The organism is Allobosea sp. RAF48 (assembly GCF_052114025.1).
Lineage (GTDB): Bacteria > Pseudomonadota > Alphaproteobacteria > Rhizobiales > Beijerinckiaceae > Allobosea.
On record NZ_JBFRDZ010000022.1, the window covers coordinates 1 to 15,330 of the forward strand.

A 15,330-nucleotide genomic window follows, 5' to 3' on the forward strand; every position below is an offset into this window, starting at 1 on the left:
CTTCGTGCCGCATCTACTTCGTGCCGCATCTAGATTGTCAAATGCGTTCCGAATGGAATCTCTCAGACGTAGATCTTCTTCCTTTTCGCCGATTGCGCAAAGGAATGCACTTTTCAAGAAAACCATACATTGGTCATAGCTCGAAGTGAGATTTTCGCGACTTAGGTCTGACCTCATGGTGGCCCCACGCAACTAAAAGTGGTTCAAGACGGGCCGGCGTAGTCGTAGGAGGGAATAGAAGCATAAAATAAAGGCCGATGGCCCGTCAAAAGACATGACCTACGTCAAATCGGATGTCTATTTTTCGACGGTTTTAATGGGGTTGCCAGTGTTCGGGCCCGCAAAGTAAACGCCAAACTCATGGCGCCAACGGTGGTAGTTAACCTCTGTCACGCCGATTGACGAGGGTCGCGTCTGCGACGGACTGGACCTGAGAGACCGGTACATAGACTTGTCGCAGCTTCGCGACTATCTCTTCGGGGTTAGCCTGAAGTGGATCCAGAAGGGTGGCGGCTACTACAGCCAATGCAATGCTCGTCTGAAGGGAGCTTGAGCCGCTTTCCCGGCAGTTGCCTTTGAGGTTTGGCCGGGGTATCGGAGCATGTCCCGGTTTGTCGGCGGATGAAAAACAACAGAGTGGCCCTTCGGCGCTAGATGTGCGGCAACGTCCGCTGCATCAATGGGCTCGATCTTACCTTGCGTGTGAATCGGCGTGGGGTTTCAGTGCCGACCGGCGTGGCAGCCATGGAAATTCAATAACATGGTAGGGTCATTTCATGGCGCCGGTTTACACTGTCCATTCACGCGGCTGGCTAGGGCACAAGGTTCCTGTCGATCATTTGCGTTCAACATCAACTGCTGTGCTTCGCAATTGCGCGAGAGCTCGCGATGAGAGTCTACCGCCGGGAGATTTGCGATCATGAGGAGACGCTGGCGTCAGCCCAAAGCCGGCGCACTGGTCCGTCATCGCCGAGTACCGGATCTCGGGGTGGAAAGCTCAGAAGGGCGATCCTCTGCATCATTGCCGGCGTTGCTTCCTCGCGAACAATGTCTCCGGCTTGGCCTGGCGGATACCCTCTCATGCCATCGATCACGAACAGGCTCGCGGTCTGGACGAAGCCAAGGCCGGCCTGCGGTCCGTCCAGCCCGGTCTGCAGCGCGGAGGAGCCTTAGGAGTGGCAGCTACTAGGCTTAGTGCCTAAGACGACTGAGGGGTAGGCGGAGAGAAAGGGTTAATCCGTCCCTTTCCCACTTCCGTTCGATGGTTGCCTCTAGCCCGCTCAGCGTGGCCTTCTCCAGCTTGCTCCCAAAGCCCGACTGGGAGGGAGCTGCCTGTATTTCAGGACCTCCACGTTCGATCCAGCGAAGCGTCAGCGTATCGTTGTCGCTTAGAAGCTCGATAGACAGCTGTCCATCTGGAGAGGACAACGCGCCGTACTTGGCGGCGTTTGTTGCAAACTCGTGAAGAACTAGGGCAAGAGCTGTCAACGCGGAACCTTGAACAGTCACTCTGGGACCCGCGACCCGCAGCGATTGCCGATGCTCTGCCTCGTAGGGTGACAGGATCGCCCTCACCAAGCTTAGCAAATCCGTTGAGGCGCCTTTGTCTTCAGCTTCATCCCACATGGTGAGCGCATGAGCGCGAGCCAGAGCTGTAAGTCTTTCACGAAGTTTCTGGGTTAGATCCTCGACGGAAGTTGCCGACCGCGCACTTAGAGAAATCAGCCCGCCCGTTAGGGCGAAGAGATTCTTGATGCGGTGGTTCATCTCGCGCAGCAATAGTGCCTGGCGTTCCTGAGCCTGAATGCGTTCACTGATATCGCGCGCGATTTTCGAGGCTCCCACGATCGCGCCGTTTTCGTCGCGGATAGGAGAGACCGTCAGAGCGACGTGGACAAGGGAGCCGTCCTTGCGGCGCCGAAGGGTCTCGAAATGGTCAGTGCGACGTCCCTCGCGGACCCCGCCGATGATCATGTCTTCTTCGTGCATCCTATCATCGGGGATCAGCATGGTGATCGGGCGCCCGATCGCTTCCTCCACGGTGTAGCCGAATAGGCGCTCGGCACTGGCGTTCCAGCTCGTGATCGTGCCGTCGAGCGACTTGCTCACGATCGCATCGTCGGAATGGGCCACGATTGCCGCGAGCTTCGCATTGGCCTCATGGGCGATCCGCCGGGCCTCGGACTCCCGACGCGCCTCAAGGAGGAGCGCAGCGTTATCGATGGCGATGGCGGCATGGGCTGCGATAGCCTTGACGATCTCCTCCGCCTCTTCATCGAATTGCCCAGGCTCGTCGTGAGCGATGAAAATGCCGCCATGGACGGTTCCCGTTCGCGAGATGACCGGAACAGCCAAGTAACTGACGACGGGCAAATGACCCGGGGGCATTCCGAAATGCGGTTGGCTCAGCCCATATCGAGGATCTTTGCGGATATCGTCCGATCGAACCACGCCGGTTCCGTCGAAAGTCGGAGCGAACACCGCGGTCTTACGGGGCATATCGAAGTCGGCGAAGGCTGATTTCGGTATCCCTGACAACGTGTAGAGGCTGTAGATTTCGCCCTTTTCGTCGACTTGATTGTAGAAAAAGGCGCCGAACTTTCCTCCAGACCATTCGGTTGCGGCATCCGTCACGATGCTGACCAGTTCCGCGAGATCGAATTTTCCCGCCACGGCACCGGCGATGCGGCTGAACATCCGCCAGCGTTCGATCTCGGTGGAACGGGCATGCGCGCCTGCGCCAGTATCCTTGTTCAACCGTGTCCCCACCCAACTTACCGCAGCGCGAGAGGCCGAGCGACGCCATACGCCAACGAACGCTACCTCTCTTTCTCGCTTTAAGTCGAGCACGGTCTGATCGACGGGCACCAGCGGGTCGATCAATCAATCATTCGCAGAGAGGCCGGCTCGCCGCGTTTCCTGAGCCCGCTCTACGGATCTCGCCGCCCTACGGGCGGCACGCAATTCTTGGATCGTCGGCTGCCACCATCCGCGCCGGAAGGCATCCGTTGTGGTCGGGCGGCGCGCAGGCCAGGCCCTGACGAGCTCTTCATGCGTCGGACGCCGCCACAACGCCCAGACGAGATCGTCGAAGAGTTCGGAGCTCCAGGGGTAATGCCGAGCGGCGGCTTCCGCAGGCACGATCTCGCCGGTTACCTCAAGGACGACGAGCGGTCCTTCATGGGACATCAGCACTCGGTCCGGCGGCGGAATTTCGGTTGCCGGAACGGGGAAGCGGCGGCGACGCCGCTCGGCTGCTGTGGCTTTCTCCTCCTCGTATTCCGGCGCGGATTTTGCTGCTTCGCGTCGCTTCCTTCGTGCTTCTGGCTCGCTGCGTTGCGCGGCAGCTTCGATTGACGGCCCTCTTCTGCGAAGCTCGTCGATCGATCGGAACGGAACGTGCCAAGCCTGGTCCTCTCCGTTCCACCAGGCCCACGGAATCGCGCGCAATTCCTCGATGACGGTTCGTGAATAAGGGGTGCGCCCGACGATCTCGTCGGCGGCTTCCAGATAAGGACTGACGATCGGCTCGAACGAAAAGGAATCGCGGCCGCGCTCATCCACGAGGGTGAATGTACTCGGCAGCTCGCGATCGAGCCATCGCGCCACGCGAAGCATCGCGGTCGTGCCCGGTATCCGCCAAGCAGCTAGATCGTCATTCCAGCGCGCTCTCGGAAAAGCTTCCCGAAAACGTTCCACGGCAGCGGCGTCGAACGGGAAAGAGACGATCGCTCCCGGGCCCTCTCCATCTTCGCTGATTTCGACGTCGTTGCGTTCGCGCGCAGCCATCGCCTACCGTCCCGCAGTTCGAACGATGCCCCCGGCCCCGTCAAGGTTGCAAGCCAGATTCCGGGGTGACATCGGCTAGTCGACGAAGCGGACGGTCGTACCTGGCCTGACGATCTGGGCCAGTTCCTCGGCATCCCAATTCGTGAGCCGAACGCAGCCATGCGATGACGCCTTGCTGATCTTCGAAGGCTCCGGCGTACCATGAATGCCGAAGGTCGGTTTCGACAGCTCGATCCAGACCGTACCGACAGGATTGTTGGGTCCCTTGGGAAGAACCAGGCGACGCTTGTTCTTGCCCTGTTGGAAATTCTTGACCGGATCGTAGTGATAGGTCGGGTTCTTCACGACCCTCACCACCTGATATTCGCCCTCAGGCGACGGGGTGTCCTCGCTGCCGATGGTGGCCGGATACATGGCGATCACCTTTCCCGTCGCATCGAGCGCTCGAACCATGCCGTTGGTCTTGTCGGCCTCGACGGTTCGCGCCTCGTCCGAAGGAGCGGTTCGTCCGACCGAGACGACGTGCAGCGTTTCTTCACGCTTCCGATAATGCGTTCGCGGGTTGAGCACCCTGAGTAGGCCTTCGCTCATGTGAAAACGTTCGGCGAACATCTCCTGAGCGTTCCTGTAGCCGAGCCGCTTCATCCGGGCCTGGCGAGCGTAGTCATGAGGAATGCGCCGGACGAACCGGGTTTTGATATCCTCCTTTGTCACCACGAAGTCGGCGACGATATCCGAGCTGATGTCCCCTTTAAGGATCTGCCATGTCGCGGCGTCGATGATTTCGCCATCTCCGAGATTTTCGCGGCGGCGGAACTGGTCGATCGCCTTGCGGTAATTGTCGCCATCGAGTCCGTCGATCTCCCCAGGAGAAACTCCCTGACGCGCCAGCAAGACCTGAGCCTTGACGATAGATGCGTTGAGGCGCGTCACCTTGCCTTTCGTAGGCGCAGGGCGGCCCGCCTGATTCACTTCGTCGGCGGTCAGGGCTCGTGCGGCTGTCGGCGCCAGCAAGACGCATCCGCACACTAAGGCTGCCTGGAAAATCTGCAGTAGCTCGAAAGCGGCTCGCGGCATGGACATCGCCATCGGTCGACTCATGCCGCGGCAACGCGATGTTTCATCCTGGAGTTCCGAGATGTCACGCCGATCCATTATTCGGTCGCCTCGGACCGCCGTTCCTTCGCCTCTGCCGCTGGCAATCACCTTGATGACAATCACGACACTCCGATCGATATAGAGATGGGCGCCGCCAGCTCCGGATCATTCTTCTTGAGTTGATGAGCTGGTCGCTCAGGGCATCGACGGTTCCGACGTGCCCTCCATCGGAGCCCAGCACTGCAGGCGCCGAGGCACGCGTACAATTTGGGGCAGGAGCGAAGACCATTCTGACGGTGAGAATGCGCCTCGTAGCGCCTCGTCTTGTGAAAAAAAAACGCATGCGGCTCATCTCGCCGTCCAATTCATTTTGCGGAAAAGTCCGGCCTCGCGGGAGCGGGGCCGGACTTCTTCCGAGCGATGTTCGGCTTCGTCGAGTTCGCGCCCGGCGAAAATTATCGATCATTCAATGACTTGAATGATCCTGCGGGATTGCGGCTCGACGATCACCGTCCGGCCGTTGACGACGGTATAGCGATAGCCCTTGGTGCCGAACTCAGCCGGCACTTCGCGATAAGTCACTCCGCTCTCAGGCAAGACCGCGCCCACCCGGACGTCTTCGCGATAGGTGTATGAGGGAACCTCGTTGGCGCGGACGTAAGTCTTGAAGCGAGGTGTGGCGTCACCGGCGATTCCGCCGACGACCGCGCCGCCTACGCCGCCCACAACCGCACCGACGGGGCCCCCAACAATCGCGCCGCCGACGGCCCCCGTCGCAGCACCAGCGGCAGCGCCGCCGCGCGCACCTTCCGGGTTCTGGGCATTAGCAAAGGCGGGTGCCATCACAACCGCCGCGATGATAAGGTACTTCTTCATGGGTAGATCTCCTCAGAAGCCCCCCGACTGCGGAGACAACTTCAGGAGCCATCGCCTGTTCCACGGTTTCAACGGTCGGGCGGTTAGGCAAACGCCGAGGAAGCGAGCAAGCGATCCTGACTTGCATGGACCCGCGGTAGTGCTGATCTCCTGTTCATGCAGCGCGTCAGACTGATCGACGTGGAGACGACCGGACTGGCTCAACAGCTACAGAAGCCGCTGGGATCTGATCAGGGAAGTAGACTGAAAGAGAAAAACCCGGCCTCGCCGACGCGGGACCGGGCAGAGGGAGAACTATGAATCCGCGCCAATGGCTTCCCCATCGCCCTCGCCTTCATGGGGCTCGTTTTTGTGCTGGTTTACGGGTGGTTGAGCGAGGCTTGGCGGTGATCAGACGAGCTTGCCGCACTCGCGGGCAGCCGCCTCAAACGCTTTCCTCGCGTGGACTGCCGGCACTTCGCCCTTGATCGCTGCCATGCATGTGGCGATGGCAAAACGCCACGTTTCTGCGCCAGATTGCTCGCGCCACGACAGCAGGAACTCAGCCGCACGCTCTACGCTGCTCACGGCGTAGCGCTCGCCGACCCTAGTCGACTCGACATAGACCGGAGGGGTGAACCAGTGCAGCGGCATGTCGCGACTACGCGCGTGGCCGCGAAGGGTTCCGGCTGTCGTAGTAGGTCGAGCGCACGATTCCCACGGCCGCGGTCTGTGCTTCAGAGCCCCCTTTAGGAACTCAATCTCCAGGGCCTGCCTGCCGACGAGCCGTTCCAGCGCGGCGATGCGCGTCTCGTAGGCCTCGATCGCATCGGCGGCGACAGCCTCGTCGTCGAAGGCGCCGGCTTCGAACTTGTGGATCCAGATCCGTGTCCTCTCAACGCCGGCATGATTTAGATCCCGAGGCAGGAGACATCTCAGGCAGAATGCTGGTCGCGGCTCTGGACGGCGCGCCAAGTTGCGGCAGGCGATAGGTCTGGCAAGCCGTCTCAGCAAAGAGCTTCGCCTGTTCGGCCGGCGAATAGCGCGCCGCGATCGTCTTGAAGCCGGTGTAGATCGTATCGAAGGGCGCGCAGAGGCTGTCGACTGGGAAATTGCTAGCAAACATCGCGCGATCCGCGCCGAACATGGCGATGATTTCCTCGACGATCCAGCGATTGTCTGAAACCCTCCAGGGCAGGCCGGCTAGCCCTATGCCTGAGATCTTGACCCGAACGTTGGCGCATTCGGCAAGTTTCGTCATAGCAGCGTGCCATCCTGTGAGCCCGGCCTCGCTGCGGTCAGATGGCAGGCCGGCGTGGTTCAGAACGATCGTGGTCTCCTGGAAGCTGCGAGCCAGGTCGATAGCTTCGCCGAGGTTCCACCAGGCTGTCTGCAGATCGAACTTCAGGCCGTGGCGCGACAGGAGCGCATATCCCTGCCGCCACCGGTCGTCCGACATAAGCGTGCGCTGTGCGCCGACGTCCTCGGGTCGCTGCGGACCGCCCGGTTTGTGCCGGACGCTACGCACCAGGCCGAATGCGGCCTGGTCAGCAAGGACCTCGTCAACATCGGGACGATCTAGCCAAGCCTGGGCCACGATTGCGTTGGGCACGCCGAACTTTTCGGCGAGGCCGGCGGCATAGCGTGTTTCGCCAATCGGATCGTTCTCGTCCCACTCGGTCTCGACATAAACCGTCTGGCGAACGTCGTGGTCGGCCGTGTCGACGAAATACTCGGCCGGCAAGTAGCGCCTCTTGATCGAAGAATAGTTGCCGTAGCGGAAGGGGATGTTGGCGTCGGGCTTTAGCCAAGGGTGTGGATTGCGCTCCGGATCCCAGAAGTGCTGATGCGCATCGACGATTGGCCCCTGCCAAAGTTGGGGTTGGGTCATGCCAAGCGATCCTCAATCTGTCTCAGCGTCTTGGAAGTCGATCAGCATCGTGCCGATGACATAGAGCGCCGCGCAGCCGGCAAAGAAGTAGAGCACCATCAGGTAAGCGCCGGTCGCCTGCAGGATCAGACCGGTGATGATCGGGATCGCGATGCCGCTGGCGCTTCCCGCGAAGTTCATGGCGCCGCCGACGATACCGACCTTTTCGCGAGGCGCGAGGATGGCAGGCAGGCTCCAATAGAGGCTGCCGAAATACAGCAGGAAGAGTGTGACGGAGAGCACCGCTACCGCCATCACCGGATCTGCCACCTGCGGGAGGATCAAGAAGGACAACATCACGCCGAGCCCGCTGATGCCGAGAGCGGCCTTGTAGGTCGTGCTGCGGCGCATTCCTCTTGCCTGCAGCTTGTCGACGAGGAAACCGCTCAGCAGAGAGCCGAACATGCCGGACAGGAAGATCACGAAGGTGGCTCCGCCCATCTGCTTGAGATCGAAGCCGCGGGCCTGAGCGAGGTAGCTCGGCCCCCAGGTCAGCAGGCCGAAGTTGATCATCGCCCAGCTCATCCGTCCCGTGAGGATGGCGGAGAGAGAGCGTCTCGAAATGGCCTTCGGCGTGGCGCTGGAAGCCGAGGCTCCGCCAACGGCGGAAGCCTCGATCAGCCGGAGTTCATCACCATTGATGCTCGGGTGGTCGGACGGCTTGTCGCGCAGATACCACCAGGAAAGGTAGCCGAGCACGATGGTGGCGACACCAGCGACGACGAAAGCTGTGCGCCACGAGCCAAGCGCCAATATGAGCCAGGCGATGATGACGCCGCCAAACGCCGCGCCGAGCGGAGCGCCGCTGTCCATCAACACCGCGCCCCGTCCACGTTCACGAGGCGATAGCCAGATCGAATTGAGTTTGGCGCCGGCCGGGAACAGGGGCGCCTCTGCGGCTCCGAGCCCGATGCGGCTCAGGAGGAGCGTCACTCCACCGGTGCACAGCCCGGCGATCGTCTGGAAAACGCCCCAGCCAACGGTCGCGCCGGTGATGAGCGCGCGGGGGCCGAACTTGTCGATCAGCCACCCGCCCGGAATCTGGAGAGCGGCATAGCTCCAGAAGAAGGCGCTCAGAATCAGCCCCTGCATCGCCGGTTTCAGTCCAAATTCTTTGGCGATGGTCGGCATCGCAATCGAAAGCGCCGTGCGGTCAATGAGGTTGATGACGACCAGAACGAAGACAATTCCGAAGATGCGCCAGCGTACCGTCGTTGCTCCGGCCGCCCCCACGCCAGCATGTGCGACGCCGCCCTGCGGAGCACGAGCCCGCTCAAGTCCAGACATGATGATCCCTCCCCCCGGGTTAGCCGGGGTCGCTGCTGCGTTTCCCTGAGGATGCGACTGAGGAAGTCGGTGGGACAACCGCGTCGGGCATCTCTCTTTGTCGCCGGCGATGCGTGCCGCCAGCGTTATCGGAGCTGACGCTACACGCGTTCTGGTATGCCGATGAAATGAAGTTTATGGATTATGTGATCTGCAAAACGATATCACTGGGAGCGTCTGGATGCTGCCCGTCGCGAACGCATCGTCGCTTCTGCGGCGACTGAAGAACCGGCAGCTGCTGCTGCTCACGGCGATCGACGAAACCCGAAGCCTGCGGCGGGCGGCCGCTTCACTGAACATGACGCAGCCGACTGCGACGAAGCTGCTTCAGGATCTGGAAACCACATTGGGGCTTTCGCTGTTTGACCGCGGTAGGCGAGGGGTGAAGGCAACGGTTTATGGCGAGGTGATGATCCGGCACGCGCGTCTGATCTTGAATGATCTAGAACGCACGCGGCTGGAGCTAGAGTCGCTAGCCTCGGGCGCAACCGGCCGACTGAGGATAGGCGCTGTGATCAGCGCCATTCCCTTCTTGCTGGCCAGGGCAGTCGCGGCGCTTAAGCGCGATCAACCGCGCCTCGACATCGCCATCGAGGTGGGGACTAGCGACGCATTGGTGCCGATGTTGGCGAAGGGCGAACTCGACGTTCTGCTGGCCCGCCCTTTGGCGCTCGCAGGGCGATCTGACTTCGACTACGAGGATTTGATTGACGAACCACTGCAGATTGTCTCGCGCGTCGGGCATCCATTGGCTTCGGCTAGGGCGTTGACCATGGCAGACCTGGCGTCGTGGCCATGGACGCTGTTGCCGGCAACTAGTCCGATGCGAAAGGTGCTGGCGCCGCTGTTTGCCGCGATGATGGCTCATCAGCCTTTGGATGTCGTCGAGACATCATCGATGATGACGATGATCGCTTTGCTTCAGGAAAGCGACATGCTGGCTGTGATGCCCGGCGATGTTGCAGCCTTCGCCATCCAGCATGGCCTGCTGCACCATTTGGATGTCGCGCTGCCTCCAATTATGGGCTCGTACGGCATACTGAGCGTCAAGGAGCAGCCCCGCTCGGCAAGCACGAACGCGTTCGTCAAATGTCTGAAACAGTGTCTGCCCGAGCGAGGCGTTTGAGCTTGTATTTGAGCCCCCGATCGTCGCAGCGGATTCCAACACGGTCTGTTACTCTAGCCGATGGAGCACTTGGCTGTCATATGAGGGCAATTGCGAGGCGAGAGATCGCTGAGATATGAAGCCGAGTTCTGCTCAAATTGACCTTTTTGATGATGCTCCAGTTTATCGCGAGGCGCCTCGGCCTGCGCCCCGGAAGCGTCCGGCCCCGGCGCCTCCGCTAGCCGGTTGGGACGACGAGGAAGCTGCTCAACGGCTGGAGCAAAGTGGTCGCTTCAAGGTTCTGCGAAAGCTCGCGCCGCGCCCAATCATCCCGCGGGCCCAGAGCGCCTTTCCGAACCTTGCGGTCTTGGTCGATACCGAGACGACAGGCCTTGTCCACGCCAGGGACGAGATCATCGAGATTGGTGCTGTCGCATTTACCTATGACGACGAAGGGGCGATCGGCGACGTCATCGGCATCTACAGCGGCCTGCGTCAGCCATCGGATCCCATCCCGGCGGAAATCACAAGGCTGACGGGCATCACCGATGAAATGGTTGCTGGCAGGGAGATCGATTTCGCAACGCTCGAAGCGCTGATCGAGCCCGCAGACCTCATCATCGCTCATAACGCCGCCTTCGACCGACCGTTCTGCGAGAAGCTCTCCCCTGCCTTTGCGTCGAAAGCCTGGGCATGCTCCGTCAAGGAGGTCTCGTGGGCCGACCTTGGCTTCGAAGGAAACAAGCTCGGGTACCTCGTTGGTCAATCGGGCTTGTTCCACGAGGGGCATCGAGCAGCGGACGATTGCAATGCGCTCCTCGAGGTTCTGGCTCGGGCGGTAAAGGACGATGGGACAACGCCTTTCTCGATGCTTTTGCAATCCAGCTATCAGAGCCGGGTTCGCATCTACGCAGAGAGTGCGCCCTTCGACATGAAGGACCATCTCAAGGGCAGGGGATACCGCTGGTCGGACGGCAGCGACGGACGGCCAAAGGCCTGGTGGATCGAGATCGATGACGAGCTCCGGGAGGAGGAAATTCGGTATCTTCGTACCGATATCTACTGCTGGGAGGATGCCGAGCCGCTGACCTTGCGGCTCACAGCGTATGACCGATATCGCGCGTAGCCGTCTCCCGTTCTAATTTGCGGCGCGGTGCCGACTTCGCCTGGGAGCTTGACTCCTTGCGGGTGATTGTTCTCATAATGTTCTAATTCTTGAGGGCGCACCCGTGCCCCCAGTCGTGCCCAAACACGCGCCTGCTCCAACCTCCATGGCCAAATGCGTCACCGAAGCAGACCTTGAGCTTCGAACTCTTCCCACCCTTCCAAGCCGGTTGCTTCTTTATCCGCTGGGGCTGCCTCGCGCGATTTGGCGGGGCGCTTTCCGGCGCGCGTCAACGCCGCTTTCGCTGCTGCTCGCCGCCGGTTCTCCGCTGCTGTTACGATGTCCTCTTCGCGCCATATCTCCGGCAGTCCACTGTCGAGGACATGTTCGATGAAGCCCGGCGTGAACACGTGGAACGTTACGGCCTCCGCGCGACCGCGCAGCTTGACCGTTTTGGTCCCTGCGCTCTGCAGCCGGCCATCGTCGAGCCACTTATGACGCTCGCGAGATGAGATGGAGAGGATGTCCTCGGCTTCGCTGGGGAGGATGGGCAACCCGGCAATTTCAGGCAACATGTCGCCAACGATCGCCAACAGCGCGTCAAACTCCGCCGCCTCGGCGTCTGGCAAATGAAGGATCACTTTGCCGGTTTCGACCGTGAGGTGTTTTCGGGTCGACCAAGGAACCCGCCGCCTGATTTCCCGCTCAATCCCCTTAGCGCGGACCGACGATCCAAGGGTAACAGTGGACGGCAGAGGCCATTCGGCGAGCTGCGTTGAAGTGCGCTTCACATGATGCTCGGCTCAGGATTGCAGGCATGGATTCAATCGCACAGGCAATCCTATGTTCCCATTTGGCTTACTGCACTGGCTTCAATGGGCGCGTGAGCCAACAACGGGCACGTCCTCGAGGCGGGTGGTGTAGTGAGGCGAACGCTGATCGAACTTGGTGACCCACGCCTTGCGCTGACGGGCAACGCCTGCAGCGGCCGGGAAAACGGCGCCCCGACCGTGCTGCGCATTGCAGGCGTCGAGAGCGGCCATGAGGCGCCCAGACTTCTCGCGATCGAGGCTGCCTATCAACGCTCGTTGCGAACTTTCAAGAGGAACCAGGTCGACCGTCATGAGGCCGGCCTTGGCGTAGCGATATCCCGGCTTCCAAATCCGCCGTGCTCCCCATTTGGCCGCCCGGACGAGGACGAGCGTGTCGTTGCTGGCTTCGGGGAAATCCACTGTGGTCGAGACTGAGCGCGCCGGGCCGCCGTCGAATGGTGAGGTGTGATAGAAGACGCTGACATGATCGGTGGCGAGCCCATGATGACGGAGCTTTTCGCCGAGACGGGTCGCGTGTGCCGCGATCGCCTCCTGCATCATCTCCAAGTTATCGACCCGTCCGGCGAAGGAACGCGTCACGGCGCAGCCCTTGCGGGTTGGGGCGACCGCCTCGAGGTCGATGCAAGGGTAGCCTCGCAGCTCTCGGATGATCCGTTCGCCGACGACTGTCAGTGTCTGACGAGCGAGCTTCGGATCGAGCGCGGCGACGTCTGCCGCGGTCTTGCAGCCGAACGCCTTCAGCTTGGTCTGGCTGGCAGCACCAATGCCCCAGACATCGTCGAGCGGCATCATTTGGAGCCATTCCTGCCTCGCTTCCTCGTTGGTCAGGTCGCAGACGCCTCCGAGCTGAGGCGTTCCCTTGGCGATCTTGTTGGCGAGTTTGGCCAGTGTCTTCGTGGGCCCGATGCCGACGCAGGTCGGAACGCCAGTCCAGGCAGAGACCGTCGAGCGCAAATCCTTGCCCCAATCAACACGTCGCTCCGGCTCGACCGGCGCCGCGTCGAGGAAGCTCTCGTCGATCGAATAGACCTCGATGTCGGAAGCGAACCGCTGGTAGACCGAATTCATCCGGCGGCTCATGTCGCCGTAGAGAGTGTAGTTCGAGGAGAATACGACAACGCCCTCGCGCTTCACGAGATCGCGGATGGTGAACATCGGGGCACCCATACGAATGCCCAGGGCCTTCGCCTCGCTGGTGCGTGCGACCGCGCAGCCGTCATTGTTCGATAGCACGATGACCGGCCGGCCCTTGAGCTTGGGGTCGAACACGCGCTCGCAGGAGCAATAGAAGCTGTTGCCGTCGATCAGGGCGAAGCTCGCAGTCATCGCCTGAAGCGCCGCACGCTGTTGGTGATGACGCCGAAGATCTCGATGTCGGCATCGGGGCCGGGGTCATAGTCGGGGTATCGACGGTTGCCAAACGCAAGACATGATCGGCCCCCGACGATGCGGAAGATTTTGATGGAGCGCTCGCCATTCACATCGACAACCACCGGGTCGCCGTCAAGCGGACGCAGGCTGCGATCGACCGTGATCAGGCTTCCGTCGAAGATCCCGGCATCGATGGCGCTGTCGCCGGCGACGGTCATGATGAAGGTCGCTGGCGCGTTCTTGATCAGAGCGCGCGACAGATCGATCGGGGCGTCCAGATAGTCGTCAGCGGGGGAGGGGAAACCAGCGCGGACTGGCTTCCGATAGACGGGAAGGAAAGCGGGAGGTCCGACGATGGCCGGATGTGTGAGCATGGCGCGTTCTCGAAAAAGAGAACATAAGAAGAACACTAGCCACCCGATTCCTGTCAACGCGGAATCTCCGCGGCGCCCAGAAAACACGCATTGAAGGTAAGAGGTCGATGGGAGATTCGCACCTGTATCGGTAGCTGGTAGCGAAATCCGTACCCGATACCATCGATCGGGGTCTGATGCGGGCGAAATAATCAGCCCACCGCTTGGGAAACGGCGGGCCTCTGACTTCAGTCAGGTCTAGGCGGTTCCGGCCATCGCCGGGAAACTGGCTTTGCCCTCCTGTCGGTTGCGGCCGGTACATCCGCGGCGGCGCATCCAACTGGAGAGCAGGCAGGCACCGGACGGTGCCGCACAGACAACGAGATAGGCGCTGCTTTGGTTCCCACAGGGCCGCGAACCGAGATCTTCTCCGCAAAGGAACGGCAGTGGGCTTGGCAGCGTTCAACCTCCGCACAGACAGTTGACGGAGGCACCCATGGCAGATCCACAGAGCCCGGCAGTCGAGAGTCTCCGGCAGGAGCAAAAGTCTCAAAAGAAAGCAGAGCGGAAGCTCACTTCGGATCAGAAACTCGAACGGGCCCTCAAAGACACCTTTCCCGCGAGCGACCCTGTGGCCCAGCAGGTGCCCATCACCCTGGGCGCCGCGGAGGAGCAGAGATGATCCGGGCAGCGGTCTTCAGCCTGGCTGGCGCTTGGGTTGCCGGGAAAGTGGGAAGAGGCGAAATCCCCGAGCGCCTTGCGGTTCCGCTGACGCTACTGGCGACACGGCTTCCAACGCCGCTGATACTCGCGGGCGCGATTGGCTACACCTGGTACCGCATGAGTCAGGAGGCGCGGGCGACGGTGGCGGAGGAAGAGCAGCCGGAACGCCCGGCCCGGTCGGCGGCGGGTCAGAGCGCAAAATCTCGCTCAGGCCAGGCGCGAAAGGGAACGCAGCGGCCTCGCAAGCCCTCAGCTGAGGAGGCTGCCGATGTTTAAGTTGTGTCTGGAAATGTCGATGCTGGCATTCGAGGCGCAGCAGGCCGTCTGGCTCCGGAGCATGAAGATCGCCGCGGGCGGCCGCGCTGCGGAGCGCGAGTCCCGCTTGATGGTGTCGGAGAAGGTCTCCACTGCGCAGGCTGCCGTGTTGAAGGCGGTCACCGGAACTGGCCTGTCGGAATTGCTCGCGGCTATCGACGAAAGGTCCGGGCGAATGTTCGGCGACTGTCGAGGTAGATTTTCGACGTGAATTGGATCGCCTTGGCCGGCACCCTTGCGGCGCTGTGTTCTACCATCAGCTTTGTCCCGCAGGCTTGGCGAATTGTCCGGACACGCGACACGGGGGCTATCTCTCCCGTGACCTATAGCCTGACGGTGACTGGCTTCGCTCTCTGGACGGCTTATGGAATCGGTCTGGGCGAATGGCCGCTCATCGTCACGAACAGCATATGCTTTGTGCTGTCAGCCTTCATCCTGGTGATGACGCTGCTGCCTCGGGCTAAAAAGGAGGCGGTGGCCGACACAGTCGATCCGGGTTCCTAACGCGTATGGGCTCGCAGCTCGGC

General features: G+C 61.3%; 15 protein-coding genes. 5 read left to right on the forward strand and 10 right to left on the reverse strand.

The features are described from left to right. Nucleotides 1–1,191: 1,191 nt before the first annotated feature. From AB4Z10_RS27110 to AB4Z10_RS27140, 7 genes are all read right to left on the reverse strand, one after another. On the reverse strand, nt 1,192–2,883 hold the full coding sequence (locus tag AB4Z10_RS27110; protein WP_441473512.1) for a PAS domain S-box protein: 1,692 nt from the start codon (nt 2,881–2,883) through the stop codon (nt 1,192–1,194). Then, entirely contained in the window at nt 2,884–3,789 is a 906-nt protein-coding gene (locus tag AB4Z10_RS27115) for a hypothetical protein (protein ID WP_441473513.1), read from the reverse strand. 75 nt (nt 3,790–3,864) lie between these two features. Continuing rightward, nucleotides 3,865–5,010 (reverse strand): L,D-transpeptidase, encoded by a 1,146-nt coding sequence (locus AB4Z10_RS27120; protein ID WP_441473514.1) that lies wholly within the window; start codon nt 5,008–5,010, stop codon nt 3,865–3,867. A gap of 339 nt (nt 5,011–5,349) precedes the next feature. Then, nucleotides 5,350–5,763 carry a DUF1236 domain-containing protein gene (locus tag AB4Z10_RS27125; RefSeq protein ID WP_441473515.1) on the reverse strand — a complete coding sequence of 138 codons (414 nt, stop codon included), beginning with the start codon at nt 5,761–5,763 and terminating at the stop codon, nt 5,350–5,352. Nucleotides 5,764–6,153: 390 nt separating this feature from the next. Continuing rightward, complete coding sequence (locus AB4Z10_RS27130; RefSeq protein ID WP_441473516.1) at nt 6,154–6,396, reverse strand: DUF982 domain-containing protein; 243 nt, start codon at nt 6,394–6,396, stop codon at nt 6,154–6,156. 241 nt (nt 6,397–6,637) lie between these two features. Continuing rightward, nucleotides 6,638–7,633 carry an amidohydrolase family protein gene (locus tag AB4Z10_RS27135; RefSeq protein ID WP_441473517.1) on the reverse strand — a complete coding sequence of 332 codons (996 nt, stop codon included), beginning with the start codon at nt 7,631–7,633 and terminating at the stop codon, nt 6,638–6,640. Between the two features lie 12 nt (nt 7,634–7,645). Beyond that, a complete protein-coding gene (locus AB4Z10_RS27140; RefSeq protein ID WP_441473518.1) occupies nt 7,646–8,959 on the reverse strand; it encodes an MFS transporter in 1,314 nt (437 codons plus the stop codon). 220 nt (nt 8,960–9,179) lie between these two features. Between AB4Z10_RS27140 and AB4Z10_RS27145 the strand changes: the two genes are divergently transcribed. Then, a complete protein-coding gene (locus tag AB4Z10_RS27145) occupies nt 9,180–10,124 on the forward strand; it encodes a LysR family transcriptional regulator (RefSeq protein WP_441473519.1) in 945 nt (314 codons plus the stop codon). Nucleotides 10,125–10,239: 115 nt separating this feature from the next. Further along, nucleotides 10,240–11,229: a 3'-5' exonuclease gene (locus AB4Z10_RS27150; protein ID WP_441473520.1), complete on the forward strand. Its 990-nt coding sequence runs from the start codon at nt 10,240–10,242 to the stop codon at nt 11,227–11,229. A 158-nt stretch (nt 11,230–11,387) separates the two neighbouring features. On the opposite strand, the gene AB4Z10_RS27155 is transcribed toward AB4Z10_RS27150, so the two are convergent. The 3 genes from AB4Z10_RS27155 to AB4Z10_RS27165 form a co-directional block, all read right to left on the reverse strand. Continuing rightward, nucleotides 11,388–11,999: a hypothetical protein gene (locus tag AB4Z10_RS27155; RefSeq protein ID WP_441473521.1), complete on the reverse strand. Its 612-nt coding sequence runs from the start codon at nt 11,997–11,999 to the stop codon at nt 11,388–11,390. 81 nt (nt 12,000–12,080) lie between these two features. Beyond that, the gene (locus AB4Z10_RS27160; protein ID WP_441473522.1) at nt 12,081–13,367 is read right to left on the reverse strand and encodes a Y-family DNA polymerase; all 1,287 of its coding nucleotides are present in this window, start codon (nt 13,365–13,367) and stop codon (nt 12,081–12,083) included. After that, complete coding sequence (locus AB4Z10_RS27165) at nt 13,364–13,843, reverse strand: LexA family protein (protein WP_441473523.1); 480 nt, start codon at nt 13,841–13,843, stop codon at nt 13,364–13,366. Before AB4Z10_RS27165 ends, AB4Z10_RS27160 begins: the two co-directional genes overlap by 4 nt. A 418-nt stretch (nt 13,844–14,261) precedes the next feature. On the opposite strand from AB4Z10_RS27165, the gene AB4Z10_RS27170 reads away from it, so the two are divergent. The 3 genes from AB4Z10_RS27170 (at nt 14,262) to AB4Z10_RS27180 (ending at nt 15,307) form a co-directional block, all read left to right on the forward strand. After that, entirely contained in the window at nt 14,262–14,447 is a 186-nt protein-coding gene (locus tag AB4Z10_RS27170) for a hypothetical protein (protein WP_441473524.1), read from the forward strand. 336 nt (nt 14,448–14,783) lie between these two features. Further along, the gene (locus AB4Z10_RS27175) at nt 14,784–15,014 is read left to right on the forward strand and encodes a hypothetical protein (RefSeq protein ID WP_441473525.1); all 231 of its coding nucleotides are present in this window, start codon (nt 14,784–14,786) and stop codon (nt 15,012–15,014) included. Further along, complete coding sequence (locus AB4Z10_RS27180; protein ID WP_441473526.1) at nt 15,011–15,307, forward strand: SemiSWEET family sugar transporter; 297 nt, start codon at nt 15,011–15,013, stop codon at nt 15,305–15,307. Before AB4Z10_RS27175 ends, AB4Z10_RS27180 begins: the two co-directional genes overlap by 4 nt. Nucleotides 15,308–15,330 lie beyond the last annotated feature (23 nt).